Annotated in this window: 23 protein-coding genes and 2 pseudogenes; 6 read left to right on the plus strand and 19 right to left on the minus strand. The window is 34.8% G+C overall.

Annotation, left to right across the window (positions count from 1 at the left end; translation table 11 throughout):
- Nucleotides 1–2 precede the first annotated feature (2 nt).
- Together ERK18_RS07880 and ERK18_RS07885 are read right to left on the minus strand one after the other, a co-directional pair.
- Nucleotides 3–1,199, minus strand: coding sequence for an ABC transporter permease (locus ERK18_RS07880; RefSeq protein ID WP_187155002.1), 1,197 nt, complete (start codon nt 1,197–1,199; stop codon nt 3–5).
- On the minus strand, nt 1,192–1,932 hold the full coding sequence (locus ERK18_RS07885) for an ABC transporter ATP-binding protein (RefSeq protein ID WP_187155003.1): 741 nt from the start codon (nt 1,930–1,932) through the stop codon (nt 1,192–1,194). Before ERK18_RS07885 ends, ERK18_RS07880 begins: the two co-directional genes overlap by 8 nt.
- A 90-nt stretch (nt 1,933–2,022) precedes the next feature.
- Here ERK18_RS07885 and ERK18_RS07890 point away from each other — a divergent pair, with 90 nt between their 5' ends.
- The 3 genes from ERK18_RS07890 (at nt 2,023) to ERK18_RS07900 (ending at nt 3,819) form a co-directional block, all read left to right on the plus strand.
- Entirely contained in the window at nt 2,023–2,454 is a 432-nt protein-coding gene (locus ERK18_RS07890; protein ID WP_045928332.1) for an HIT family protein, read from the plus strand.
- 9 nt (nt 2,455–2,463) lie between these two features.
- On the plus strand, nt 2,464–2,805 hold the full coding sequence (locus ERK18_RS07895; RefSeq protein ID WP_187155004.1) for a hypothetical protein: 342 nt from the start codon (nt 2,464–2,466) through the stop codon (nt 2,803–2,805).
- Between the two features lie 114 nt (nt 2,806–2,919).
- Nucleotides 2,920–3,819: a peptidylprolyl isomerase PrsA gene (locus tag ERK18_RS07900; RefSeq protein ID WP_187155005.1), complete on the plus strand. Its 900-nt coding sequence runs from the start codon at nt 2,920–2,922 to the stop codon at nt 3,817–3,819.
- Nucleotides 3,820–3,867: 48 nt separating this feature from the next.
- Here ERK18_RS07900 and ERK18_RS07905 read toward each other — a convergent pair whose 3' ends face one another.
- From ERK18_RS07905 to ERK18_RS07925, 5 genes are read right to left on the minus strand one after another with little or no spacing between them, the layout of a single operon-like run.
- A complete protein-coding gene (locus ERK18_RS07905; protein WP_187155006.1) occupies nt 3,868–4,845 on the minus strand; it encodes a 3'-5' exoribonuclease YhaM family protein in 978 nt (325 codons plus the stop codon).
- Nucleotides 4,838–7,336 (minus strand): ATP-binding protein, encoded by a 2,499-nt coding sequence (locus ERK18_RS07910; RefSeq protein WP_187155007.1) that lies wholly within the window; start codon nt 7,334–7,336, stop codon nt 4,838–4,840. Before ERK18_RS07910 ends, ERK18_RS07905 begins: the two co-directional genes overlap by 8 nt.
- Nucleotides 7,323–8,534 (minus strand): metallophosphoesterase family protein, encoded by a 1,212-nt coding sequence (locus ERK18_RS07915; RefSeq protein ID WP_187155008.1) that lies wholly within the window; start codon nt 8,532–8,534, stop codon nt 7,323–7,325. Before ERK18_RS07915 ends, ERK18_RS07910 begins: the two co-directional genes overlap by 14 nt.
- A gap of 2 nt (nt 8,535–8,536) precedes the next feature.
- Entirely contained in the window at nt 8,537–8,890 is a 354-nt protein-coding gene (locus tag ERK18_RS07920; protein ID WP_187155009.1) for a YlbF family regulator, read from the minus strand.
- Between the two features lie 14 nt (nt 8,891–8,904).
- Entirely contained in the window at nt 8,905–10,962 is a 2,058-nt protein-coding gene (locus ERK18_RS07925; RefSeq protein ID WP_187155010.1) for a PBP1A family penicillin-binding protein, read from the minus strand.
- An 84-nt stretch (nt 10,963–11,046) separates the two neighbouring features.
- On the opposite strand from ERK18_RS07925, the gene ERK18_RS07930 reads away from it, so the two are divergent.
- The gene (locus tag ERK18_RS07930; protein WP_187155011.1) at nt 11,047–11,916 is read left to right on the plus strand and encodes an RluA family pseudouridine synthase; all 870 of its coding nucleotides are present in this window, start codon (nt 11,047–11,049) and stop codon (nt 11,914–11,916) included.
- Between the two features lie 180 nt (nt 11,917–12,096).
- On the opposite strand, the gene ERK18_RS07935 is transcribed toward ERK18_RS07930, so the two are convergent.
- Together ERK18_RS07935 and ERK18_RS07940 are read right to left on the minus strand one after the other, a co-directional pair.
- A complete protein-coding gene (locus tag ERK18_RS07935; protein ID WP_187155012.1) occupies nt 12,097–13,011 on the minus strand; it encodes a proline-specific peptidase family protein in 915 nt (304 codons plus the stop codon).
- A gap of 19 nt (nt 13,012–13,030) precedes the next feature.
- Nucleotides 13,031–14,796 (minus strand): annotated as a pseudogene (locus tag ERK18_RS07940) (oligopeptide ABC transporter substrate-binding protein).
- A 183-nt stretch (nt 14,797–14,979) separates the two neighbouring features.
- Between ERK18_RS07940 and ERK18_RS07945 the strand changes: the two are divergent.
- Entirely contained in the window at nt 14,980–16,347 is a 1,368-nt protein-coding gene (locus ERK18_RS07945) for a serine hydrolase domain-containing protein (RefSeq protein WP_187155013.1), read from the plus strand.
- A 79-nt stretch (nt 16,348–16,426) separates the two neighbouring features.
- Here the strand turns inward: ERK18_RS07945 and ERK18_RS07950 are convergent, their stop codons facing one another.
- From ERK18_RS07950 to ERK18_RS07985, 8 genes are all read right to left on the minus strand, one after another.
- Nucleotides 16,427–17,206, minus strand: coding sequence for an alpha/beta hydrolase (locus ERK18_RS07950; RefSeq protein ID WP_187155014.1), 780 nt, complete (start codon nt 17,204–17,206; stop codon nt 16,427–16,429).
- 171 nt (nt 17,207–17,377) lie between these two features.
- Nucleotides 17,378–18,277, minus strand: a complete 900-nt coding sequence (locus tag ERK18_RS07955) for a ketose-bisphosphate aldolase (RefSeq protein ID WP_187155015.1) — start codon at nt 18,275–18,277, stop codon at nt 17,378–17,380.
- A gap of 88 nt (nt 18,278–18,365) precedes the next feature.
- A complete protein-coding gene (locus ERK18_RS07960; protein WP_187155016.1) occupies nt 18,366–19,484 on the minus strand; it encodes a PTS fructose transporter subunit IIC in 1,119 nt (372 codons plus the stop codon).
- Nucleotides 19,485–19,489: 5 nt separating this feature from the next.
- Complete coding sequence (locus ERK18_RS07965; protein ID WP_046332352.1) at nt 19,490–19,819, minus strand: PTS fructose transporter subunit IIB; 330 nt, start codon at nt 19,817–19,819, stop codon at nt 19,490–19,492.
- Between the two features lie 6 nt (nt 19,820–19,825).
- Nucleotides 19,826–20,302, minus strand: a complete 477-nt coding sequence (locus tag ERK18_RS07970) for a PTS sugar transporter subunit IIA (RefSeq protein WP_187155017.1) — start codon at nt 20,300–20,302, stop codon at nt 19,826–19,828.
- Between the two features lie 13 nt (nt 20,303–20,315).
- On the minus strand, nt 20,316–20,753 hold the full coding sequence (locus tag ERK18_RS07975) for a PTS sugar transporter subunit IIA (protein ID WP_187155018.1): 438 nt from the start codon (nt 20,751–20,753) through the stop codon (nt 20,316–20,318).
- Entirely contained in the window at nt 20,734–22,224 is a 1,491-nt protein-coding gene (locus ERK18_RS07980; RefSeq protein ID WP_187155019.1) for a BglG family transcription antiterminator, read from the minus strand. The genes ERK18_RS07975 and ERK18_RS07980 overlap by 20 nt, the downstream gene beginning before the upstream one ends.
- Before the next feature lie 329 nt (nt 22,225–22,553).
- Nucleotides 22,554–23,417, minus strand: coding sequence for an aldo/keto reductase (locus ERK18_RS07985; protein WP_187155020.1), 864 nt, complete (start codon nt 23,415–23,417; stop codon nt 22,554–22,556).
- Nucleotides 23,418–23,542: 125 nt separating this feature from the next.
- Between ERK18_RS07985 and ERK18_RS09635 the strand changes: the two are divergent.
- Nucleotides 23,543–23,654 (plus strand): annotated as a pseudogene (locus ERK18_RS09635) (histidine phosphatase family protein); the annotation flags it as partial.
- Between the two features lie 180 nt (nt 23,655–23,834).
- Here ERK18_RS09635 and fba read toward each other — a convergent pair.
- Nucleotides 23,835–24,749, minus strand: coding sequence for a class II fructose-1,6-bisphosphate aldolase (gene fba, locus ERK18_RS07995; RefSeq protein ID WP_187155022.1), 915 nt, complete (start codon nt 24,747–24,749; stop codon nt 23,835–23,837).
- Between the two features lie 97 nt (nt 24,750–24,846).
- Nucleotides 24,847–26,532, minus strand: a complete 1,686-nt coding sequence (argS, locus tag ERK18_RS08000) for an arginine--tRNA ligase (RefSeq protein ID WP_187155023.1) — start codon at nt 26,530–26,532, stop codon at nt 24,847–24,849.
- Nucleotides 26,533–26,700: the final 168 nt, after the last annotated feature.

The following is a 26,700-nucleotide window of genomic DNA, read 5'->3' on the forward strand; positions in this document are numbered from 1 at the left end:
TACTACTTCCTTTTCTTTACTTTTGCAGGTAAGTATAACCTTAATACGCCCCAGCTGAAAACAACTAAACATCCCATTGCTATAAACAAGTGTAAATTAATTGGTAAAGTAATCAGCCAAGAAATACTGATTATAGCCCATTGAGCTAATAATATTCCTGCTAATGCGGCTACTAAATCTAACCCCCGATTGGTGCGCTCAATTGGATAAACCCGATACATGATATTGCTATCGAATTCATCAACCATCGGTATCAACTGGTAAATAGTTAAAAAAACTACTAAGCATGATAAACATAATGCCCAAACCCAATTTTGAACCAGCCAAGAAATTAAAACTGCAAAAGCGGTCATTCGGAAAACTAAATTAATATTTTCAGGATTTCTAAGCACTGAACGACGATACAAAAATTTATGGGGATTTTCTGACGCTAAATTTTTAGGCAATAAAAAGTCCAAATATTTCCGTCTTTTAATATTAGTCTGTCTTTCTTTAACATCTGTGAACATACTAAAAGCGCTATAAACAACATTTTTGCGCTTTTCCTCTTGCTCCACAGCATATTGCCAGTCAAAAAGGGCTGCATGCAGCGGCTTCAAAACTAAAATAAAAACAGCAGCAGCTAGCAAAATTGCGATTATGATCATGCTCTGTGGTTTAAACATTCCCAAACCAAACAAAAGTAGGAAAAGGATATTTAAAACTAAGATGGAAATTTTACGGTTAAAATATGAATTATATTCCCTAACTTTAAGTTGCACTATTTTGGCCAAAAACACAGCAAAAACAGCGAAAATATAATCTAACGGTTCAACCTTTGCCTTTATCGTTGCAAAAGGAAATATAATTCCCGCCATTAAAGCCAAGCAAATTGTAGGTACAATTAAGCTGTAAATTAACATTGGCTTCAGATATAATACTATATTTTCATCTTCGGGCAGTAAAAATTGTAAATCAGCTGGTTTTAGCAAAGTTACCAGTTTGCCTATTAAAAGTGGTAGCCACAGCAAAATACCAACGAGCGGACGATAGTACCACAGACTTTCAGGCATAGTCTTCATTGTCTGTGCGTACCAGAACATAAGCGCGCCAAAAAGGAAAATCAGAGCTAAGATAAAGAAATCATTAAAAACCAAAACTAGATATTTTAAAGACTGGCGTAAGTTTTCCTGCAGCCTTCTTTTAGCCAAATCACGCATTTTGTTGCTCCTGACTTAAAATTTGATAGATTTGGTCAAATGAATCTGTTTCCTTTAAAGCATAGTGCATGCGAATTTCAGCCAAAGTGCCAGAAGCCGCAATTTTGCCATTGTTTAAGACCGCGTAGCGTGAAACTGCTTGGACACTGTTAGCCAAAATATGTGTTGACATTAACACCATTTTGCCTTGACTAGCAGCATTTTTGATTAATTGTACTAAATTGGCCACTGCCAAAGGATCTAGTCCGGTGAATGGTTCGTCAATTACAAGGAGTTCTGTATTTGCTAAAAAGGCACACACAATCATCACTTTTTGTTTCATGCCCTTTGAAAAATGAATCGGCAACCAATCCAGTTTATCATCCAGCCTAAACATCTGCAGCAATTCATGGGCTTTTGCCCAAGCCTGTTTTTCGTTTAACTGATAGCTGAGAATAGTTAATTGCAGATGTTCCTTCAAAGTCAATTCTGAATATAAAACTGGCGTTTCGGGTATATATGCGACATCTCTTTTAAATTTAGTGGGTTGTGCCGCTAAATCAATGCCATTGAGAGTAATTTTGCCTTTTTGTGGTCGTAATAACCCCAAGATATGTTTAATTGTTGTCGATTTGCCAGCACCATTTAGTCCTATTAGTCCTAGAACCTCGCCTGGAGTGATCTCCAGGTTTATATCTTTAATGACCGGTACACCTGTGTAGCCACCGGTCAAATGCTCAATTTTTAAAGTCATAATTCCTATCTTTCTTTTAATGAATTTACTCATTTAATATGATAGCATGATATTAAAAGAAACTAAATTTTGAAATGAAGAGGTTTTAAAATGGAAGAATTAGACAAAGATTGCTTATTTTGTAAAATTATCACAGGTGAAGCAAACAGCTACACCGTTTTCGAAAACGACGACGTCAAAGCCTTTTTAGACTTGTCTCAAGTAAATCCCGGTCACACTTTAATGGTACCTAAAAAACACATCACTAACTTTTTTGATTATACGCCTGCAGATGCTCAAAGATATTTGCAGTATATTCCAACAATTGCCAATGCAATTAAAAAGTTTGACCCTAGAATTACTGGTATGAATATCAGTAGCAATAACGGCGCCAGTGCCAGCCAAGTAGTAATGCATTCACATATTCACTTTATACCACGCTTTGAAGGAGACGGTTTAAAGATTGCAACGCGCAATAACGCTGAAAAATATACTGAGGAAGATTACCAAAAAGTTGCAGCTGCAATTAGAGCCGAGTTCTAAGGTGACATGATGAAACATTTTAGTTTAGGTTTAGCAGTGGGAGCGGGTTTTGGCTTTGTTCTTTCACTATTTAAAGACCAAAATGGTAATCGTTTATTCCCATCGGTGCAAAAACCAATTAATTCAGTCAAAGAAGACATTAATGATCTTGCCGTATCTAACAAAAAATTAAAGACTGCCAAGCAGGAGTTAAAAGAGTCTTTGCCAGAAGCAAAAAGAGCAATTTCTGAATTACAAAATGAAGTGGAATATTATCAAATAAGCATTAATCGAATTATAGCCAAACTAAAAGGCAAAGCTTCAGCGATTAATCGTAATATTGAAAATGAAACTGATAATTCTAAAAATTAGTAAAGAAACTGGCAATTTTTGGCAAAAAACGAAAAAATAAAAACTAGTTTTGCCAGTTTATGTTATATTAGTTGTCGGTGACTTAATTTATTAAGGATGTGGAGAATTTATTTTATGAAAAAATATATCAGAAAAACAGCAGCTGTGATTGCCGTAGCAAGTATGGCCTTATCAACAGCGGCTTGTTCCAATGGTGGTAAAACCGTTGCTTCTTATAAAGGCGGCAAGATTACTCAGCAAGAATACTATGACGAAATGAAAAAGTCTCAGTCTGGTAAAACCGCCCTGGCAAACATGATTATTAATCGTGTTTTAGAGCAACAATATGGCAACAAGGTTTCAAAAAAGCAAGTTGATAAACAATACAATAACTACAAGAAGCAATATGGTAGTCAATTTGATGCCGTTTTGCAACAAAATGGCATGACTGCTTCAAGTTTCAAGCAAAACTTGAAAACAAACTTGCTTACTGAAGCTGCTTTAAAGGACATCAAGAAGATTTCAAAGAGTCAAGAAGATAAAGTTTGGAAAGATTATCAGCCAAAGGTTAAAGTGCAACATATTTTAGTTTCTAAAAAATCTAAAGCTGAAGAAATTACTAATGAATTAAAGAATGGTAAAAGCTTTAAGAGTTTAGTGAAAAAGTATTCTTTAGATCCAGGAACTAAGAAAAATGAGGGAAAACTACCAGCTTTTGATTCTACCGATTCCAGTTTAGACCCTGCGTTTAAGAAAGCCGCTTTTAAATTAAAGACTGGCGAAACAACGAAGAGCCCAGTTAAATCTCAATCAGGTTATCACGTAATCAAAATGATTAAGCACCCTGCTAAAGGAACTTTTGCTTCACACAAAAAAGAGATTGATGACCAGATCTATCAGACGATGTCACAAGACCAACAAACTATGCATGATGTTCTAGCCAAAGTTATTAAAAAGGCCGGAGTTGACATAAAAGATAAAGATCTAAAAGATGTCTTAGCTTCTTATGTTTCTACATCTACTGATAAAAAATAATTATATTAAAGTATATTAAAAGAGTTCAAGCATGCTTGAACTCTTTTTTTACTCTAATTTATGAGCCTTTCCTAGTGATTCATCTGTTTTGGGTCTATAAAATTTACGGCCGCCTTGACTCATTATATTATCGGTAAAGTTACCAGGACGAGTGTGCTGTAAGGCATTGGTGATAGCATAAACAGATGCGTCCAAATCATCTATGCGGTGCAATAACTCGGCTTCAAGTAAAGCAGGTAACTTAGGTGAGCCATATTCAAATTTACCATGATGAGATAAAACCATATGCCGTAGGAGCAACAAGTCTTCAGATTCTAAATCAATTTTAAGCTGTTGAGCCGCGAGCATGATTTGTTCATCAATTAAAACCAAATGTCCAATCAGGTTACCTTCAGTTGTATATTGAGTCGCAGCCGGACCGGTTAATTCGAGTACTTTGCCCATATCATGGAGAATACAGCCGGCATATAACAAAGAACGGTTAATTTGCGAATAATTATCAGCTAAACCTTTTGCATCACGCAGCATCGATACAGTATGGTAGGCTAATCCACCACGCACTGCATGGTGGTTACTCTTACCAGCAGGAAATTCAAAAAAACGTTTATCCCATTTTTTTAATAAGAATCGTACGATCCTGTTCCAAGTAGGATTCAGTATTTCAAAAACATACTGGTTTATTTCTTCTTTCATATCAACAATTTTTTCGGGAGCTGACTTGATAAATTGCCTAAGATCATACCCTTCTTCTGGGCCCACAACACGTAAGCTATAAATCTTTATTTGTGGCTGACCCTGATATTCTTCGCGCTTGCCGTCAAGCTCAACAATAGTCCCTGCATTAAATGTTGCAGCATCTTGATCATTAGCATCCCAGAAGTTGCCACGAATTTCACCAGAAGAGTCACTAAATGACATTGCTAGATAAAGTTTGCCTTTTTTTGTATGTCGCAATTGAGAATTCTTAATTAGCACAACCAACTCTAGTTCTTCGCCATCATTATAATCCAGCAAACGTTTATACATTTTTAGTTCCTCTCTTAAAAGTTAGCGGTTGTATTCGCAATTTATCAACAAGACTTGTTTGCGCAGTAAAAATTAATACCTGATTGTTTCTAGCAATTGCTTGAAGCAGCTTTTCAATTTCATCAACTCTGTGATCATCAAAATTAACAAAGGAGTCGTCTATTAATATAGGTAAATTTATTTCATCTCGTATTTGTTGAACAAAAGCCAGTTTTAACGCAAAGTATAATTGTTCAGAAGTTCCTCGTGAAAGGTATTGCACTTCTATTTTTTTACCATCAAAACGAGTAACCGTTATTTTTTTACTAATTTCAATATTATTATACCGGTTATCCGTTAATAGTCGCAAATATTCTTTAGCAGTAACCAGCATTTTGGGAAATCGTTCATTCGAAGCTAGATCAAGAGCACGACTGAGCCATTTTGAGGTAAAAAGATCAGCCAAATATTCAACACTCAAGTTTTTCAATTTTGCCTTTAAGTTGGCCAGTTTTTGCTTTTCCTCGAAAACAGCCGTTGAGTTTGCCAAGTTTTCCATCTTGACTTTTATTTCAGCTGCTTTTCCCTGTAAGTGATTAATATTTTCATGAACTGAAGAAATTTTTGACCTTAAATTTGCGAGTTCAGTTTGATTTCCTGTTTTATTTTTGGCATAACTTTTTAACTCACGCAAATCATTTTGCAAATTTGTCTTAAGAGCATCGATCTGATTTTGTATTTCATCTTGTTTTAGCTTTTGTTTTTGTATTTGCTCATACTCACTTAAACTAGTAACTTGAGCCTTTGCCAGAATCATTTTTAGCTTAGTTTCATTTTCAGTTAGTTCATCTTTATTTTCAGCCAAACTGTTTTCTAAGCTAGTTTGCTTTTCACGGCGTAATTTCTCTAAATTTATTTTCTCAGTTAGTTGGTCTAGTGCATTCAATACATCTTCAAAAGTACTTACAGTTTGCTTCAGTTCATCACCTAATTCGACTGCTATCGGTGTTACTAATCCTATTAACTCATTTTTTCGCTGATTATTTCTTTTTAAGTTTTGAATTAATACTTGATATTGTCTCCATTCATTAATTAAATTATTTATATCTATATTAATTGGATTAATACCATAGCGTCTTTCAAAAGACTGTCTTTGTTGCCTTATTTTTTCATTTTGCTCTGTTGCAGTTTCTACTGCATTTTGCGTTTGCTTTTGCTGGTAAGAACCAAATAATACAAGAATTAATCCAATACCAACAGCTAAAAAGCCAAAAGCTCGTGCAATAAACAATAAAATTAAACCGACTATAAAAATAATGCCACCAAAAAGAAGACACTGTTTAGAATTATCACTCTTACTCTGCTCAATCTTCAATTCCTTTTGGGGCAGCTTTTGATAATCTTCTTGCAACTTAATTATTTGCTCTTGATTCATTTTCACAATTTTATTTAAATTTGAATCAAGTGCAATAAGTTGATTTTGCTCATCTTTTATTTGTTCATCTTTTTGTAAACAGTTATGATACTCAGATTGCCATTGCAATATTTCCGGCTTTTTTTGAATAAGCTTTGAAACTGCTGTATTTTCTTCCGGATCATCAGAATATTCATTTAACTTTGCTGTGATTTTTTGTTGTTTTTTTTGCAAAGATTCTGCCTGCATTGTTAAAGTTTGTGCAGATTGAAACTGCTCTGAATCAAAGTTGATCGTTTTAACTTGATTTTGTAAATCTTGTAATTTTTCGTAGCTGGGAACAAGTTTTTGCAACTTTTCTAACTTGTCATACTCTTTTTGTAATTCAAGTTCTTTTTGCTCTTCTTGATGTTGCAAACCTTTTTGCTTCTTAAAATTGTCATTGAGTTCTTGATAAAGGGAAAATTCATTTTCAGAGTTACTGACTTTACTTTCTTCATCTTTAACTTCTAACAGCAATTGATTAATAGGCGGCTTTCTGCCCGTCTTTTTAAATAAACCATCAGCACTTTTAGCAAAATCATCACGTAAAGTTATTAGGCTGTCGCTATTAGCCGCACCCAAATAATAGATACGTTCCATTAAGTCTTTCTGCTTAATCTGATCAACTTTTGCCAGCATATCCTGATTAAAAATAAAACTGTCAGTATAAAATTTACCATCAATATTTTTAATTTGATCAAAAAAAACACTTTCCGGTACTACTTGATTATCACATTTAACAGTCAAAGTACCAGTTTTTGACCCTTTACCCTTTGCATAAAGTCTTTCCAGTTGATAATGCTGACCATTTTCATTTTCAAAAAATAAAGACCCGCCCATTGGACTAACTTGTGCCAAAGGAGTGTAGTCCTCAAAAAAATCTGAACTTTGGTTAGCAAGGTGAAAGCCAAATAAAATCTGTTTAATAAAGGCAACGATGGTACTCTTTCCTGCTTCATTAGCTCCGTAAAAAACATCAATGTTTGAATTTGATAAATCAAAAGTAAAGTTTGAAAATTGACCAAAATTAACTATTTGAAGTTTAATTAATTTCACCATTAACTCCTTTCAATTTACTATTCAACTTGACTTCCGCGAGTTGCTTTACTTCCTGAGCAAATTCAGGATCTTGGGCCAAACTATCAGTATAATCAGTTTTTAAAGCCCAGCTTTTACTGATTTGAGCAAATTGATCAGGACTAAAAACTTCTTTTTCAGCCTGTTTAAAGTATTTTTGATCATTAGAAGCGATTTCTAAATTATCCCCATTAATAAACCTCACATCTACCAATTGTGAATCGTGAGTAAGTTTTCTGGAAATCATTTGCCAAAAATCACTGTCTTGAACCAACTCTTTTTCTTTTTCATTCAAAAAATCAGCACCCTTAATTTGCAGACAAAAATAAGTAGTTGATATTGCGGACAAACAATTAATAACCATATTTTCCAATTCTGTTTTTGTCATTGGCTTTGTTAATTCAATTTCTTTTTTACTCCATGTAATAGAACTAGTCTGCACAAAATGAATCTTAGTTTGTTTTGTTTGCTCGTCAATAGTTCCTAAATAGCAACCTTTGGGACCGGTTTCATTAATGTGACGCCCTTGAATGTTTCCTGGGTATACGATTAATGGGGTCTCGGACAAGACCTGTCTTAAATGAATATGACCCAATGCAAAATAATTATAATTGAGATTTTGTAATTCACTCAAACTAAAAGGCGCATAAACATTTTGTGCACTTGCACCTGCTCTTTCCTGTGCGTGCATAATGCCAAAGGTATAACGATTGCTTTTAGCAGGAAACTTCGCTGCCATGTCTTCATTAATATGATTGGCTAAATATGAAAAACCGGTCACGTCATACTCAAAACCGTTTTTTGTTTTATAAGAGACAGTTTCTACTTTTTCACCATTACCCAATAATTTGAAATAGGGACTTTCAGCGACCAGCAAGTCTTCTTTTGCCATATGATCATGATTACCAAAAATCATAATTACCTGAATCTGCGCATTGACTAGTCGCTCAATTTCATGGGCAAAAAAAATTTGTGCACTGGGAGTTGGCTTGAAACTATCAAAAGTATCCCCAGCAATTAATACTAAATCTACCTTTTCTTTCAGAGCCAGATCAACAATTTTAGTTAAAGATTGCATTGGAGCATTTTGAATCTGCTTAAAACTCTCAGATGGTAAAAAAGATAGCCCCAAAAATGGACTATCTAAATGTGCGTCAGCAAAATGGATAAATTTCATTATTATTTATTCCTAAGACCGTCATAAAGGTCATTAATTGGCTTAGCAATTGCTTTTTGAACATCATCAATAGTTTTATACATACTTTGTTCAGCCTGCAAGAGCTTTAATATTTGGGCATCTTTTTGCACCTTTTCATTTAATTTTTTATAATCCTCTTCTAAGTCCTTAGGAAAATCTCTTCCTTCAGACTGTGAATTAATAATCTTTGCCTGCATCTTATCCATCTGTTTGAACAAAGCTGTACTTTCTTCATTGTTTTTAACCGCAGCAATAGCATCACTTAAAGCCTTAAATTCGTCAAGCTTTTGCAGATCAGTTGCTACTTGATTTGCTGAATCATAAATATTAATCATCTTTTTCCTCCTAATTAATGACCGAAAAGTCCTTTAATGTCATTATACCATTCATTAATTTTTTCTCCTGCTGAACCTATGCCTTTTTCGATTTTATCACCAAAGCCCTTTGTCCAATCAGAACCTGCACCGTTATTTTGAATAATTTGCTTTGGAGCCTGTTCTTTAAATTGATTTTGAGCTGTATATGGCAAAATACTTTCTATTTCAGCCTTATATAGCCTGGTAATACCAGTTTCCGAAACGCCATGCATGAAGTGCTGCTGATTAGTACGGTCAAAGCCAACCCAAGTAGCTACCACAACGTCCGGTGTATAGCCAACAATCCACTGGTCTTTAGTACCAAAGCCATAAGAGTTTGGTACTTCCGTTGACCCAGTTTTACCTGCAACTCGATAGCCGGCTGGTTGAGCGGATGTTCCAGTTCCTCCTGCAAACACTCCTAATAGCATGGTAGTCATTTCTTTAGCAGTATTTTCCGAAATAATGCGGTGTGTGCCAGTATCATGATTTTCAGCAATTACATTCCCACTAGCATCAGTGATCTTAGTGATGAAATAAGAATTATTAGGCAAATTACCTTTATTGGCAAAAGCCGAATATGCTCGCGCCATTTGAATAGGCGAAACACCTGTTGACAGTCCACCTAAAGCTAAAGCAAGATTTTGGTCTTCTTTGGGCACCTTGATACCAAAATTATTAGCAGATTGAACTCCTTTAGATACCCCAATTCGATCTAATAACCAAACCGCGGGAACATTTTTACTTTGCGCCAAGGCAGAATACATTGGGATTTTATCAGAATAACCGTTGTCAACGTTATGCGGCTGATAACCATTCTTACCAAAACGCTGCAGTTTGTTAGAAAGCTGTGAATCATAGTGATAACCTTGTTGCAGCGCTGGAGCATAAGAAACTAGCGGTTTAATCGAAGAGCCCGGCTGTCTCTTCATTTGAGTAGCACGGTTATAACCACGGAAAACATGTTTGCCTCGGCCACCGACTACAGCTCTAACTGCACCAGTTGTGGGATCCATTACCACTGTTGCACCCTGAGGTTTCGTACCATCAGTCGCGTTTTGTGGGAACAGATAGCCTTGGTCAAATTTTTGTTGCAGCTGACTTTGATAATTTTGATTAAGGGTTGTATATATTTTTAACCCTTTATTCATTACATCTTCTTCTTTTAGCCCATAGCGGTTAATTGCCTCGTCCACCACTGCATCAAAGAAATAAGGGTAACGATAGCCATCTTTATTATGATAAGTATCGTGTAAAGTTAAACCAATTTTTTGTTCACTTTTCGCTCTGGAACTTGATAATTTTTTATTATCAACCATTAGATTTAAAATCAGGTTCCTCCGAGACAAAGCGTAGGACATATGATCAATTGGGTTATATTTACTTGGATTACGTAAAATACCGGCTAATGTTGCTCCTTCTCCGATTGTCAACTGACTGGCATTTTTGCCAAAATATTTTTGACTGGCATCTTCAACTCCCCATACACCATTGCCAAAATATGCTTTATTAAGGTACATAGTTAATATGTCTTTTTTGGAATAAACATGATTTATCTCGACAGCAAAAAAAAGTTCCTCAACTTTACGAGAGAATGTTTGTTTTTGCGTTAATAAAGCATTTTTAGCTAATTGTTGCGTAATAGTCGAACCACCACCAGATATCTGACCACGATTAAGAATCAAACCTAAAGCGGCTCTGCCCATGCCTTTGATGCTAAAGCCCGGGTTCGTCCAGAAAGTACGATCTTCCGTAGAAATAACGGCATTTTTTACATTAGGTGAAATTTTGTTATAACCAACATACGTACCTTTTTGTGAGTATAGTGAACCAGATTTTTGGCTTCTATAATCGTAAATACCAGTTGTAGCTGATAATGATGCCTTTAAATTTGAAATATTTGAAGTTTTAACTTTAACGGTATAATAAGTACAAACCAATAACATCACGGTAAGCAAAATCAAAATGATCCAGCGACCGATAAAAAAACGGTTATCAAAACGGTGCCATAGGCCACCTATCCCGTTTTTCTTTGGTTCATTGTTTTCCATTTTATCTGCTCCTTTAGAAACAACTAAAATTGTATCATATTAAAGGAAATTACCTTTATTTTCAAAAAGATTTAACAAATATTTATGAGCTATTATTTTACCTTTACCTTTCCCCAAAATCTCAATCCGTGTTCTGTAAATAATTTATTACGTCTATTACTCATTCCGAGAAAATGGCGTCATTTTTTACGCGTTGAACGAAAAGTACTGATTAATGGCAGATACTATCATTTTAATCAAAAAGTAAAGCCAAAGGATAAAGTTGAACTCTGGCTCAATCACGTTGAAAGTAAGCAACATACTTATCCAGCAAGTGGTAAAAATCCAGAAGTGATTTACGAAGATGACAATCTCTTAATTATAAATAAACCTGCAGGACAAAAGACGCATCCTAATTCAAATGAAACTAATACAGCTTTGAATGATTGTGCCACCTATTTAGGATTTTCCCCTTTTATTGTACATCGGTTAGACATGTTAACCAGTGGTCTGCTACTGGTTGCCAAAAACCCAGCTGTTGTTCCTATTTTGAATCGCGAATTAACCAGTAAACTTTTTCACCGAGAATATTTAGCTGTGATTAATGTTAATGAACCGATAGCTAACAGAGGAACAATCGATTTAGCAATCGGTCATGATCCACTTGATCAGCGCAAACGCAAGATAATAAGCAATGGTCTAAAGTCAATCACACATTATCAGATTTTAAAGTATTTAGACAACAATACTGCTTTAGTTAAATTAGAATTAGAAACAGGAAGAACACACCAAATTCGGGTTCATTTGGCTGCGATTGACTGCCCAATTGTGGGAGATCCACTGTATAACCCCAACTTTAAAAATGAACAGTTTTTACATTTAACTGCGTATCAAATTTCGCTACAAAAACCTTTTACATTAGACAAACTGAAAGTGAAATTACCAGATGTAAATATACCTTTACTGCAAAATTAAAAGACCGTTTATCAAACGATCCACAATCTTCTTTATATAATTAAAATTTCTAAATATAGTTCTTTAAAATTCAAGTTAAATAATTTTGCTAATAAATAATAAAACTATATGCCTCTCCTGCTTGCAGCTTATTAACAAATTTTAATTCAACAAAATCTATTTAATAGGATTTTTTATAATTTAATCACCCACGAAAGTACCGGCTTCAACTTCACGTATAAAGTCTGCTACATGTTTGTAGTAAACATCAGGATTATCAACCATGTGATGATGTCCTGCATTCGGTGTAGTAACTAAGCGTGAATTAGGAATCTCACGTTGCATAATCTTTGCGGTCTCAAGAGGCATAGTATCTTCTTCACCAAAAGTCAAAAGAGTCGGCATTTTTATTTGCTTTAAATACTTTCTAAAATGCCAATCTTTTAATTTACCAGTTACCACAAATTCATTATCACCTTGAAAGGCATGGTACACAGGCAAACCACCGATACGCTTAATATGATATAACTTGCATGGCTGTCGCCGATCAAGAAAGTTAATATTTAATATTTGAATATCCTCTTGATAGCGTTTATTGTCATAGTCGTTGTTTTCTTCACATTCACGCATAAAGTCAATTTCCGCTTGTGGGAAAATTTCTTGCCTACGACGGTTAATTGACTCAATATAGTCATCAGTATCATCAACCATAGAAGAAATTATTGTACCTTTTAAGTGTTGACCATATTTAACCGCATATTCTTGCGCGAGCAAGCCGCCCCAGCTTTGTCCTATCAAGTAGCAATTATCAAGACCAAGCTTAGCGCGAACTTCATCAACTTCGTCGAGAAAGTATTCATAAGTTAAATATTTGGCTGCAATTTCAGGATCATCATAATCCGGTTGATCTGAGTAGAGCGAACCTAATTGATCATACATAGTAACTTGAGCATGTAGTCCCTGCTTTGCTAATTGATCGGCAGTGTCTTCCCAATATTCATGATTTCCTCCAGGACCTCCGTGAAGGGCTAATAAATGAATATCACCTTCACCTTGGGTACTTGTCCACAAATGATAGCCATTATCTAAAGTGATGATTTTTGTTCCAGTTCTCATTAAAATTTACAGCTTCTTTCTATTTAGTAAAACCTACTTCATTCCATAAAGGATGTTTATTGTTTTGTTTTGACGGCTTAAGCGAATAGCCCGAAATCTTATCATTAACAGCAAAGATCTGATAGGAATTATCAACTGGGATAACATAGGCTTCATCATTCATATATCTTTGCCATTCATGAAATTTTTTAACCCGATAATCATGATTAAAAGCCTTTTGAGAATTTATCTCATCCAAAAGCTGATTATTTTTTGCAGTTACAAATCTGGTCATGTTAAACGGTGCTGATTCACTATAATATGGATGTGGCGAAGGTTCAGTAGGTGTTGACCAACCAGCCAGATACATGTCGACGCCTTTATTATCATGTTGTAATTTATCATAGAAAGAATTGTGTTCAATTAAACGACCCGTGGACAATTGTACATTCAGTCCAACTTTATGCCACTGCTGCAAGTAGTTTTGAACTATTGGCTCCTGAGTAGTATCTCCACTCATAGCTGCAAAATGAATTACCAAAGGCTTGCCATTTGGCTGAACGCGCCACTTTCCTTTCTTCTTGTAACCCGCTTTATCCAAAATCTGATTTGCCTTTTTTAAGTCGTAATTATATCCTTTCTCAGTTTTATCAAAGTAGTCACCAAATTTTTCTGGAACCAAAGTTTTTACTCTAAACGTTAAACCATATGTATAACGCTTATTAACCGCATCAACATTCATGGCATAACCTATTGCCTGCCTTAAAGCCTTATTATTCATCTTAGCATTAGGATTCATAACATTCTTGCTCTTTTCAGCATCCCATTTTCCTACTTTAAAGCCTAAATAATGATAAGCAATTGGGATTTGGGCAATGAAGTTCACGTTTTTGGTATTTTTAACTTGTGGCCACTGGGTATTAATTACAGGAATAATATCAAATTTATGACTTTTAATTGCTTGAGAAGCAGAATTAGGAGATACCACTGAAATAACAACTTTATCTAATTTTGGTTTCCCTCTCCAGTAATATTTGTTCGGTACCCAGGTTGCAGATTGCCCTCTAACTAGTTTTTCAATCTTAAACGGTCCGAAAAATAAGGGATTCTTCCTGATCCTATCTGAAGACTTTAATTTAGCAAAAGGAATATCTTTTAAATAATGATAAGGTTCAACTGCTTCCCAAAGCGAACGACTTCCTGCATTTGACATACTTGGATTTAAAGCTGAGCAGTGTAAAACAACTTTACGGCATTTTCTCCATCAGGCATTTCAATTCCAGAAATAGTTTTAGCTTTGCCTTCGTGATATTCTTTTAAGCCCTTTAAGACTTCAAACTGACTGCTATACCGCGGACAAGCTGTATCTTTGTTAGCCAAAATCTCATACGCATATTCGAAATCTTTGGCTACTACTTGCTTACCGTCAGACCATTTAACGCCCTTTTTAATATTGATTGTGATCGTCTTGTTTTTAGGATCTAATTTACGTGTATCTGGACCTTTATCAGTGACACCATATTGATCATCACTATCGAATAAAGTTTCTTGACCGGGAGCTGCAACCATTGAGTCTAGGTCTTCAGAGGAAAGTTCTTGTGAAAAAATACCTGAAAAAGGTGTATCTGTAACAACTGCAACTTTCACAGTTCCACCATCTTTAACATTCTTTTTAGGAGCTTCAACAGGAAATTTTTTCACTGTCTTAGTGTCATCACTATTGTTAGCACTTTTAGCACAGGCTGCCAGTGTTATGGTTGCTAGACTCAAAATGCCAGCAGAAGCAAGCTTACTTCTTTTTTTCATAAAAATCACTAATTTCATTATATTTTACTCATATTATTAATAAGTTTTTCATTTATTTCAAATCGTATAATCAAATATTTTAAAGGAGTATTTAAAAGAATTTTTATTTAGTGTAAAATAACAAATGCTTCTGTATAATTTTAATATGGAAAAAATAAATATAGAAAGAGTTAGAAAGTGAATATGAACAAGCAAAAAATTGCCGATTTAGCTCAAAAAGCTATTAATACTTTTAATTTACCCAGTTTAGGAATTGGTGTTTATCACAAAGGTGAAAGCTATAGTCATGTATATGGTCAAGCTGAGCAAGACAATCTTTATCCTTTAGCTTCAATTTCCAAAACATTTTTTGCTACTGCCGTTTGTCAATTGGCTGATGAAGGTAAGATAAATCTAGATGATCCTTTAAAAAAATCTTGGCCTGAGCTTAAGCTAGAAGATAAATATGCTGAAGATCATTTAACATGGAGGGACGCCCTTAGTCATCAAAGTGGCTTACCAGCTCACGATCTGATGCGTTTTACTAATATGAACAAGCATGACCTTTCTTTAAAAGAAAAAGCTGAACACGTTGGTCATTTAAAGCCTAACCATGAATTACGTTATAAAATGCAATACAGCAACCTGGGCTTTGCTTTAGCCACCTATGCTTTTGAACAAGTAATTGGTGAAGATTACGGTACCTATGAGCACCAGCATTTACTCGAACCCCTTAAGTTAACTAGAACTTATATTAACCATCATGAAGCACCAAGAGAAGATATAGTTAAACCATATATTAGAGACAATGGAATTACAGAAGAAGTTCCTTTTATTGCACCTGGTAAAGTTGGTGGTGCCAGCAGTATGCTCTCATCTATTTCGGATTTGCTTACCTGGGCTGAATACCAGTTAAAATTGCAAAAAGAAAACAAAAACAACGCAATAGCTGAACACTTTTTGCCTCAATCTATTATGGCTCCAAGCCGTGCCTACGGTGGTGCTAATTTTGGTGCTTATGGTTTAGGTATGATGATGGAAGATTACCGCGGACACAAATACTTTTACCATAGTGGTTCATACATTGGTTACTGCTCTTTCATGGGCTTTGTTCCAGATCTTGATTTAGCTTTTGTTTCGACCACAAATATGGATTCAACAGATGCAATTTTTGCATTGGCATATCAAACAATAGATGATACCTTAGGTATTTCGGATACGGATTGGACCAGCAAAATCAAACGGATTGTTGATCAAAAATTAGCAACGCGTGAAGAAAACATTGCCATTCTTAAAGGAAATTCACCCCAAAATGTTGTGGCTAAAGATAATCTTTTAGGAGATTATGAAAACCCAGGCTACGGTTTAATCACTCTAAATGAAAAAGATGGTAATTTAACAGTTACAATTGGCAAGTGGGATTATCCTGTTATTGTTAATGAAAAAGGTAAAATGTATGTGGAAGAAAGACTGTATCAGCATGAGCTTTTACCAATTGAAATTCATCAAAATCAAGTTTTGCTTTGGACAGAGCGCGCACTTAAAGAACCAACTACTTTCACAAAGTTATAATTAAAAAAGCTAAACTTTAATAATTAAAGTTTAGCTCAAAATTGTTTTTAACAGACCAGTCATACAAAAGACTGGTTTTTTATTTTATATGCGAACTAATCCAAGGCACGACCTTACCAATAACTTCATTAAGTTTGGTAAAATCACCAGTTTCAACATTGTAAGTATGGTTCGCATTTTCAACTGTAAACGAATCTACGTTATCCATGTGACAGTTTTTAATAAAATTTAAACTGATATTTGGATCCAAAGTAGGATCGCTGATACATACTTCAACTAAAATTGGATTTTTAAAATTTTTAATGTTGTCATTCAAAGTTGTTTTCAATTCATCAAAGAACCTGCGGTATACCAGTTCAACACCACCGCTACTGGTATGAACAATGCAGTAACCTAAATTATCCATTTGAAATTTATCATATGCCATTTCAAGAGGCTCAGAAGTATTGATAGCGCCATTTAGAGAAACTATAATTTTTGCTGGTAACGTCGAACAAGTAAATACTAAGCGACCACCAAGGCTATGACCTAAAAGTCCAACGTTATTTTCTTCAACATATGGTAAAGACTGCAAATATTTAAAACTCGCTTTAACCTCATCGGTCATCACTTTCATGCCATAATTTTCTCTTGAATAAAGGTTCTCTCCCATGCTGCACAAGTCAATTCTTGCAGCAACGATTCCGGCTTCTACAATTTTTTTGCTAATTCTTGCTAACATATGATTATCATTATTCCTGGAAGACATGAAACCATGGATCATCAATACAGCAGGAAATTTACTACTTTCATCCGGAATATCAATTTGCATTGGCACCTCATGATCAACACATTTTAAAAATCTCAGTTCTTCGCGCAATTTTAATATCACCTCAAAAAATATTTCATTATTCATCCGTTATAAGATACATTATACTGTTACCTCTAAATTTGTACACCAATACAATATATTGAGTGTTGAAATGTATATAAAAAGTCTACAACTACTTTTAAAAGTTGTAGACTTTTTATGTAACAATTTAGTTTTTAGTTAGATTTTATCTGCTCGCCAAGGATCTATACCCTCATATAATTTGGCTTTGCCAATAGAATTAAATAGGTCATTTTTATGATGAATAACCTTTTTTCCTGCTTCAATTGCTTCTGGCAACAAATGATTGGGATCCCAACCGTCATTTTCAGCTAGAATTTCACGAGTCTTTTCAAAGAAGGCGTGTTTATAATCTGAAGAAATATTAACTTTGCTAATACCGTTCTTTACCGCTTCAGCAATCTGTTCGTCTGGATTTGAAGAACCACCGTGCAAAACTAGAGGTGTATCAGGAACTGCCTGAACTATCTTTTGTAAAATGTCAATTCTAATTTTAGGAGTAACATCCGCTGGGTAAATACCGTGACTGGTACCTATTCCTACCGCTAGAGTATCAACACCTGTTTCTTCGACAAATTTTTGAGCTTCTTCGGGTGTGGTATAAATACCCTCTTTTTTATGTCCCTCTATATGAACTCCAGTTTGACCAATAGTACCAACTTCACCTTCAACAGAAACACCAACTCTATGAGCCATTATTACTGTTTCTTTAGTTAGAGCAACATTTGTATCCCAATCTTCAGCCGACATATCAATCATTACTGAACTAAAGCCATCATGAATTGCTCTAGCTGCACTATCCACTGAATCACCATGGTCAAGATGAAGTGCCACAGGAATTTTACTGTCACGAATACGTGTTAAAACATAGCTAATAAAATCATCTTTACAATATCTCAATTCTGTTGGGTGAATCATAATAATTGCTGGTGCATAATCAGCTTCACATTGTTCAATTGACGTTCTCATTAATTCCAAGTTTGAAACATTATATGCTCCTACTGCAAAATTGTTTTTTCTTGCTACCTCAAGCAGCTGATTCATATTTACTAAGGTCATTTTTTCTCCTCATATACTAAATATAATAAATTTAAATATTATTAACTTCTTTTTATAAATTAATTTTGCATCACTTCCTCTAATTTTTTTATTGTAAATTCACTCCTGAGAGATCAACATTCTTTTCTTCATCTTGATTTTCATCTTGAGTTTCATTTACCTCTTTATCAGTCAACGGCTTTTTAATAATTGCCAATAAAATTCCTGTTACTAATGAACCTGCTACTAAAGCAATTACAGCAACCAGCGGCTTAGACATAGCTGGAATTACAAAAATTCCGCCAGAAGGAACTGAGCTCTCATTGCCCCAGCCATAACTAATCATTCCTGTAATGCCACAGCCAATCCAAGTACAAGGCAAAGTCCGTAATAAGTCATTCATTGCAATAGGAATAACACCTTCAGTTATCATGCAACATCCCATCGGAAAGGCTACTTCAATATTTTCAATTTCTCTTTTGGTATAAATATTTTTATGAAATAGTTTGGCAAAAAAGTAAGACATAGTAATTCCAAATGGTGGCACCATGGCCGCTAGGACTTTAATTCCTTCAGGCCCTTTGATTCCATCAAGCAATAAGCCATCACAAATTAGGTTTGGAATTTTACTGATAGCTCCACCAAAATCAGCACAACCAATCCAGCCAATTAAGAAGCCATATAAGGCTCTTTGTGACCGATCTAAGCCAGTAATGAAGTGATTAAGAGCGGTCGTGGCAGCTGTTAATGGTTGACCTAATAAGAAAAACATAATCAGTGCTGTAAAAATTGCAGTAACTGTTGGTACTATTAACATAGGCATCAGTCCGTTAGCCCACCGAGGAACTTTAATTTTTCTAATGCCTAGTGCAATATAGCCAGCAATAAATCCACCAATGATACCGCCAAGAAAACCAGCTCCTAAAAAAGAAGCTATTTGACCTGCTAAAAATCCAGGTGCAATACCGGGTCTATCGGCAATTGAATAACCAATATAACCAGCGATGAACGATGGTAGTAGGCCCATTCCCAACACACCCAAAGTGGTCATACTATTAGGAAAGTTCATTTGAGCAAGGTTCGTTACCTGCTTACCGCCCATCAGATTACCTATAGCAATTAATAATCCTGAAGCCACAACTAATGGCAACATGTATGAAATGGAAGTTAACAGATGCTTTTTGATAGCTGATCCAGCTTTTTTAGCATCTGTGACAAATGTATTCATTTAAATCACTCCTTTTGACTCTTTTTTTCTTTCACTTCTTCTTCAATTTTTTCCAGCAGTTGTTTGGGAGCCTTTACAACAAGAGAAGTACCTACTTTTACTGTCGGAATATTTTTAAAACGCTCGTTGCCAGTAGTTGCAATATCAACAGCCAGCAATGCCACATCTGCCTCAGCAATTTGCTCAGGAGTTAATGCATTTTCTGTACCGATTGTTCCTTGAGTTTCAATGTGAATTTCATCCCCCAATTCTTTGGCTGCTTTTTCCAACTTTGCCTTTGCTAGATAAGTATGGGCAATACCAGATGTGCAAGCACAAACACAAACTATTTTCATAATTAATCATCTCCCTTTGTTTCCACACAAAAGATCAATAACATCTTTCTTATTTTTGGCGGCATGTAGCTTATCAATGAAATCATCATCAGACAGTAAAATTGCCACTCTTTGTAAAAGCTTTAGGTGCAACGTATCCGCATCTTGATCCCTGACTGCAAATAAAATTACGGCTGTAACTGGTTTATCATCTAAAGTTTCCCAAGGTATAGGATGATCACTTAGACCAATCGCTATCATAGTATTTTTGACGGCTTTTGATTTGCCGTGTGGAATTGCCACCCCTTGACCAATTCCAGTTTCCCCTTCTTCTTCACGTAGAAATACGTCATCAATGAAGTCCTGGGTATTTGTAATATCGTCATCCTCTTTCAAAAGAGTACTGAGCTCTTTAATTACATCTTTTTTAGTTTTTCCATTTAAATGAAGGTCAATCAAGTTTAAATTAATGACTTTCGCAATATTAATTTCTTTATCAGCCAAATTTTTTGACCTCCTATCTTTTTAAAATCTGAACAATTTCAGTTGCACTTTCAGCTTTGTTTATTTCTGCAATGACATTGTCGTTGGCCAACTTGTCTATGATCTGAATTATTTTTTTAAAGCTTTTGTTGGATTTTTTTATTATTTTTGGAACTACTAAACAGATAAGCGTATTAACCTTGGATTCATCAAGACAATCCCAATCAACTATCAAAGTTTTTGATTTTAGAATCAATAACCAAGGCGTAAAATCGGATTCTAAAATTATGTGAGGAATGGCAATTCCCTTTACCAAAGCCGTGTTAGCGATTTTTTCTCTCGTTGACAAACTTTTTAAAACTGTTACTTTGCTCACATCCATTTTTGAGGCGACTATACCAGCTATAATTTGAAAAGCCGCTTTTTGATCTGTTACATCAAAATCATAGCTTTCAAGCAAAATTTCGTTCATTAATGATGTTCCTTACTACATTTCTGACTTTCTGCTCATCCTTTTTCGTAAAAAAGGCACTCACTAATTCGACAGGGATCTTTCCGTGATAATTAATCGGAACTGTACTAATTAGCAATTCAATTTCAGGCTCATTTTTGATAATACTTTCAACATCGTAATTTGAAGCTAACCCAACAATTTCAATTTCAGGGATTGAATTTTTTATCTTGGTGGAAATAATTCCGGAAGTCCCAATACCTGTTGTGCAAATAACATAGGCCTTAATCTTCTTATTTGATTTATTATTTTCTTCATAATATTTAGCAAAGTACAAACAGATAAATCCAGTTTCATCATCCGAGATTACCGGTAAATTAAATTTTTGACTTGCTAGGGTTGCAGCTTTTTTGGTAGCGGTGAAAACTTGCGGATATTCTAGTTTGATGTCTTTTAAAAGAGCGTTTGGTAAAGATATCTTCATTTTTAACCTGCTGATCATGGCCAAAACATGATTTCTGATTTCATCTTTTATAGAAGGTGAAAAGCTACAATGCAAATAAGCGGAAACTTTTGAAATAAAAAAGTCGGTAACCTGATCTGCCAAATCGCGATCATCAAGAACAATACCATCAAATGAATTAAAACGAGAAGTTAGCAGATACTTAAACAAGTAATAAACTTCGGAATCTAATTCTTCTCCTTTAAAGCCCAGATACTTTTTCACGTTTGATACAATACTTTTGCAAATGCTAAAAATTTCAGGGTTCATTTTAATTTCTGTTTGCAAACTCGTATCTAAAGAAATTGACTTATCCATTGCCTTAAATTTTTTTGCCCTAATCAAAAGAACATAAATATGTGCAAAGAAATTTATATTATACGGATAAGGTAAAGAGCCATTTAAAACTCGCAGTGCCATTTCGACCTGGCTCAAAGCAAAATTAAAATCCTTTTGATCTAATTGAGAAGTATTTTTTCGCAATGTTTCAATGTCTGTAGACTTATTAATGTGAAGAACTACCTCCATCAAAGCACTTCTGATGTCTTTTTCATTGCCAGTAATCTTTACAGATCTTTGTTTGCTTTCAAGTTTTAAATTCCACTTACTTATTCTTTTACTGATTTGCTTTTCATCATTTCTCAAGACAGGTTCGCTGATATACAAACTGTTAACTAAGTCATAAATTTTAACATCATTGGGGGATGCAAAAAGCAATTTTGCCAGCATGTTCTCCTGTCTTAGTTGTGTTGATGAATCATTATGGACATTGTTATTTGCCACATTTAGATAATTTGAATAGTTTAGCTCATAGCCCCGCCCCCTTTGAGAAATAATTATTGGTTGAGAATATTTTTTATTGATACTATTGATATGGCGAGCAATTGTTTTTTTCGAAACATTTAAACCATTTGATAGTTCCTCAGAAGTAATGAACTTATTGTGAAGCTTGAGATAATCAATAATTTCTTGACTAATTTCTTTATGCACTGGTCATACCTCCTGATATTTTTATTTTGCCATTCATGTAAACGCTTAAATAATTAAAAAGTGTCCATTGTTTGTTTCTACAACGGACATTTATATTAATTGTAAGTAAAAATAAGCTTATCAAAAAGTTACTTTATTAGTTATAAATCGACTTAATTTAAATTTTTTAAATACAAAAAACCTTCTATGCTGAAAGTCAGTCTAGAAGGCAAGTTTGGTATTTGATTGTTTTTATTATCAAGTTAAATCAAGAAATTAACTTTATATTCCGATAACTTATTCGAAAAATTTAAACTATAGTTTACTTTAGAAGATTTGAAGTATTCTTTTTATCTTTTTCCACCAAATACTGGAAAATGACTCGAAGTGCCATAATCAAAATTATGAATATCCTCCAAAGTTTTCATGTCTACATCACTTATTTCAAAATTCAATTCTGAATTTTGTTTCATATGCTCTGGATTAACAGACTTAGGTAAAACTACTGTGTTGAGCTGCCAATCATAACGAATGCACAATTGGGCAACTGAAACTTGATATTTTTCTGCCATACTCTTAATAGTATTATTCGTCAGAGCCTCACCGTGAGCAACTGGCGAAAATGACTCCACAACGATGTCATGTTCTTGACAAAAATTAATCAACTTTTTTGGTGTTGCTCCAATATGACACAAAATTTGATTTACCATTGGTTTAACATCACTGTTGTCAAATAAATTCTGCAAATCCTTCGGCTGAAAACTGGAAACACCAATTGCGCGTAATTTTCCTTCTTTCATAGCATCTGTTAATGCTCGCCAAGTCTCTAGATTGCCTTCAAAATGGCGATCATCTGACTGATTAACTTCCTTCCAAGGTTGAGGATTGTGAATAATCATCATATCTAAATAGTCAAGATCCATGCGAGTAAGGGTTTCATCAATTGACTTTTTAGCTTCTTGATAATTTTTGATTTCAGCCTCTACTTTAGAATTAACAAAGATTTGATCACGGCTAATACCTGAATCTTTAATACCCTGACCAACTCCTTTTTCGTTATGATATGCCTGAGCAGTATCAATATGCCGGTAACCCATTTTTAAGGCATTTTTCACAGGTGCAGCTACTTCATTATCCGGGATTTCCCAGGTTCCTAATGCTAGTTTAGGGATTTTTACCCCATTATTAAGTGTAAATGTTTCTTCAAAAATCATGTTTATCCCTCCATACTTCTTTTCTTGAGTATAACGCTTAAATTAGACTTTAAGTCAATTTATTTCATTTAGATTTTATGATATTTTTGTTTACAATTAAATGTATATATCCGAGAAGGTAAAAAATGAAATATGTTTATCTAATGTGTCCCGGACAAATTTTGTTTAATGTCCAACATAAGATCCAGGGATTTTGTGATTCACCTCTAACTTCTTTAGGAATTAAACAAGCAAAAGAACCGAAAAAAGAATATTTTGAACATGAGAAAGTTAAATTAGAAGAGGCACATTTTTCAGTCTTAAAATATAATTATGAAAATAATGTTTTTCGTTTGCAATCGATTTTTAATCCCAGTTGTTAAAATAAAAAAAGAGACCAATCATTCAGATTGATCTCTAATATTATTAATTATTAAATTATTCTAAGTTCAATGAACTCTTGTCAAAACCAGCTGACTTAATCTTGTCATCAATTGATGGAGTACCAAGCCAAGTGATCATTTCCTTCATTGAAGCTGTAATTGCTTCTGTACCTGGAAGAAGAAGCTTACGAGGGTCATAACCCTTGTTGTCCTTATCTTCATCTTTGTGGGCTTCAAAGTACTTACGAGTAGCAGCTTGGAAAGCTAATTGGAATTCAGTGTTAATGTTAACTTTAGAAATTCCAAGAGAAATAGCCTTCTTAACTTGGTCTTCAGGAATACCTGAACCACCATGCAATACCAACGGAACAGAAACTGCATCAGCGATTTCCTTCAGACGATCAAAGTTTAAGCCTTTCCAGCCTTTTGGGTAAACACCATGGATATTACCAATACCACAAGCAAGTTTGTCAACACCTGCGGCTACGAATGTCTTTGCGTCTTCGACAGATGCAAGCTCACCCCCGTCAGCACCTTGATTTTCACCAATTTTACCAATTTCAGCCTCAACTGAAATGCCACGTTCATGCGCCAACTTAACGATTTCCTTGGTTTGAGCTAAGTTCTCTTCAGTTGGTAAAGCATGACCATCAAACATAACTGATGAATAACCAAGAGCAATACATTCTTTAGCAGCCTCAAAGCTACCATGATCTAAGTTCAATACAACTGGAACAGAGATGTCCATTGCATCAATTTCGTCTTCAACTAAGTCTTTAGCAACTTTATAGCCACCCATGTACTTAGCAGCACCCATTGACACCTGAATTAAAACTGGGGTTCTTGTTTCCTCAGCCGCTTGCAAAATTGCACGTGTCCATTCCAAGTTGTTAGTGTTATAAGCACCTACTGCATAATGGTTTTTACGAGCATCCTTAAAGATTTGATTACCATTATCTAAATATGCCATTAAATATACCTCCTATTAAACTTACAGTCATATTGTATCGTATTAATTAAACATTGAACAATCTTTTATTTGATGTAAACGTTATTATTTAAAATTTTTACATTTCTTTAGGGGCATTTACGCCCAATAAGCGCAAAGCCTCGGTTAAAACAATTGAGGTTGCTTGAACTAAAGCTAATCGAGCATTAATTTGATCATCATCTACTAAGATTTTGACGTTAGCATAATATTTGTTAAATTTTTTAGCTAAATCAAGGGCATACTTAGCGATTACTGACGGTTCAAAATTTTCACTGCTGCGAGCAATAATGCGCGGAAAATCAGCCAGAGATTTGGCAACATTAAAAGCCCAATCATCATCAATATTTATATCTGAGAGTTGTGGTTCATAGCCTTGAGCAGCTGCCTTGCGTAAAACGCTTTGGGCACGAGCATTTGTATACTGCACATATGGACCTGTGTCACCTTCAAAACGAACAACTTCATCAAGGTCAAAGTCAAAGTTTTCAGTTCTTTCATTCTTTAAATCATGAAAAATAACTGCGCCAACTCCAACATCATGAGCTACTTGATCTTTATTGGTCAAATCAGGATTTTTCTGCTCAATTTGCTTTTGTGCCAAATTAACAGCATCCTGTAAAACCTGATCAAGGAAAACCACGTTCCCTTTTCTAGTAGAAAGCTTTTTACCATTTTGAGTAATTAAGCCAAAAGGAACATGATAAATTTCGTCAGCCCAATCATAGCCCATTTTCTTCAGAACGGTTTTTAGCTCCACAAAATGCTGAGCCTGTTCATTGCCGACTACGTAAAGCATTTTAACAAAATGATAAGTCTTCATCCGATAAATTGCAGCTGCCAAATCACGTGTTAAATAGATACTCGTACCATCAGATTTAACAATCAAAGCAGGATTTTCATCTTCACCCATGTCAACCACTTGTGCACCGCGAGATTCATGCAAGAGACCTTTTTCTTTCAGTTCATCAATCACAGGTTGCATTTTATCATTAAAGAAAGCTTCGCCTTTATATGAATCAAAAGTAACTCCGAGTTCTTTATAAATGCGATTAAAATCAGCTAAAGATACATCACGGAACCATTGCCACAATTTAACTGCTTCGGGATCGCCCTCTTCTAGTTTTTTAAACCACGCACGTCCTTCATCATCCAGTTCCGGATGTTTTTCAGCCTCTTTGTGAAATTTTACGTAGTATTTAAATAAATTCATGATGGGGTCTTTTTTCACATCTTCTTCAACGCCCCAATGCTTATAAGCAGCGATTAATTTTCCAAATTGAGTGCCGTAATCACCTAAATAATTAATTTTGATAGGTGAATACCCCACCTTTTTCAAAGTCTTAGCGATTGAATTACCAATCACAGTTGACCTTAAATGACCCATAGACATTGGCTTGGCAATATTAGGACTAGACATGTCAATTGGGACGTTACCCTCTCCTAACTTTTGATCCCCAAAGTGCTTTTTTTGCTGCAAGATTTCTGTGAGAGTTTGTGAAATCAACTTGCTGTGATTGATAGAAAAATTAACGTAGGGTCCGACAGCTTTAATTGAAGCAAAATCACCGCTTTTTAGTTTGTCTGCAATATTTTGCGCAATAACTACCGGATTTTGATGCAGCACTTTTGCCAATGCAAAGGCTGGAAAAGCATAGTCACCCATTTTTTCATTTTTTGGTCTTTCAATTAATGAATTGATTTGATCTTTGGGAAGGTCAACCTGACTAGCGATTAAGTCAACTACCTTATCTTTAAAATCCATTTTTCCTCCTAAATGCCAAAAAAAGTCTCTTCCTCATTATTTGAAGAAGAGACGAGTTATAACCCGCGGTACCACTCTATTTGATACAAAGTATCCGCTTATTAAATTTGCTAAATTATTAGTTAGACACGCCTTCAGTCATTTTTCCAGCTTGACTTTCACCAACTC

This window comes from Lactobacillus kimbladii (genome assembly GCF_014323605.1).
Classification (GTDB): Bacteria; Bacillota; Bacilli; order Lactobacillales; family Lactobacillaceae; genus Lactobacillus; species Lactobacillus kimbladii_B.

Coding starts and splice junctions, on each gene's coding strand:
- ERK18_RS07900 (WP_187155005.1), top strand. CDS start 2,920: ATGAAAAAATATATCAGAAAAACAGCAGCTGTGATTGCCGTAGCAAGT.
- ERK18_RS07955 (WP_187155015.1), bottom strand. CDS start 18,277: ATGACCTTAGTAAATATGAATCAGCTGCTTGAGGTAGCAAGAAAAAAC.
- ERK18_RS07960 (WP_187155016.1), bottom strand. CDS start 19,484: ATGAATACATTTGTCACAGATGCTAAAAAAGCTGGATCAGCTATCAAA.
- ERK18_RS07905 (WP_187155006.1), bottom strand. CDS start 4,845: ATGTATAAACGTTTGCTGGATTATAATGATGGCGAAGAACTAGAGTTG.
- ERK18_RS07915 (WP_187155008.1), bottom strand. CDS start 8,534: ATGAAATTTATCCATTTTGCTGACGCACATTTAGATAGTCCATTTTTG.
- ERK18_RS07895 (WP_187155004.1), top strand. CDS start 2,464: ATGAAACATTTTAGTTTAGGTTTAGCAGTGGGAGCGGGTTTTGGCTTT.
- ERK18_RS07885 (WP_187155003.1), bottom strand. CDS start 1,932: ATGACTTTAAAAATTGAGCATTTGACCGGTGGCTACACAGGTGTACCG.
- ERK18_RS07890 (WP_045928332.1), top strand. CDS start 2,023: ATGGAAGAATTAGACAAAGATTGCTTATTTTGTAAAATTATCACAGGT.
- ERK18_RS07930 (WP_187155011.1), top strand. CDS start 11,047: ATGAGCTATTATTTTACCTTTACCTTTCCCCAAAATCTCAATCCGTGT.
- ERK18_RS07985 (WP_187155020.1), bottom strand. CDS start 23,417: ATGATTTTTGAAGAAACATTTACACTTAATAATGGGGTAAAAATCCCT.
- ERK18_RS07975 (WP_187155018.1), bottom strand. CDS start 20,753: ATGAACGAAATTTTGCTTGAAAGCTATGATTTTGATGTAACAGATCAA.
- ERK18_RS07965 (WP_046332352.1), bottom strand. CDS start 19,819: ATGAAAATAGTTTGTGTTTGTGCTTGCACATCTGGTATTGCCCATACT.
- argS (WP_187155023.1), bottom strand. CDS start 26,532: ATGGATTTTAAAGATAAGGTAGTTGACTTAATCGCTAGTCAGGTTGAC.
- ERK18_RS07935 (WP_187155012.1), bottom strand. CDS start 13,011: ATGAGAACTGGAACAAAAATCATCACTTTAGATAATGGCTATCATTTG.
- ERK18_RS07880 (WP_187155002.1), bottom strand. CDS start 1,199: ATGCGTGATTTGGCTAAAAGAAGGCTGCAGGAAAACTTACGCCAGTCT.
- ERK18_RS07920 (WP_187155009.1), bottom strand. CDS start 8,890: ATGATTAATATTTATGATTCAGCAAATCAAGTAGCAACTGATCTGCAA.
- ERK18_RS07925 (WP_187155010.1), bottom strand. CDS start 10,962: ATGGAAAACAATGAACCAAAGAAAAACGGGATAGGTGGCCTATGGCAC.
- ERK18_RS07945 (WP_187155013.1), top strand. CDS start 14,980: ATGAACAAGCAAAAAATTGCCGATTTAGCTCAAAAAGCTATTAATACT.
- fba (WP_187155022.1), bottom strand. CDS start 24,749: ATGGCATATTTAGATAATGGTAATCAAATCTTTAAGGATGCTCGTAAA.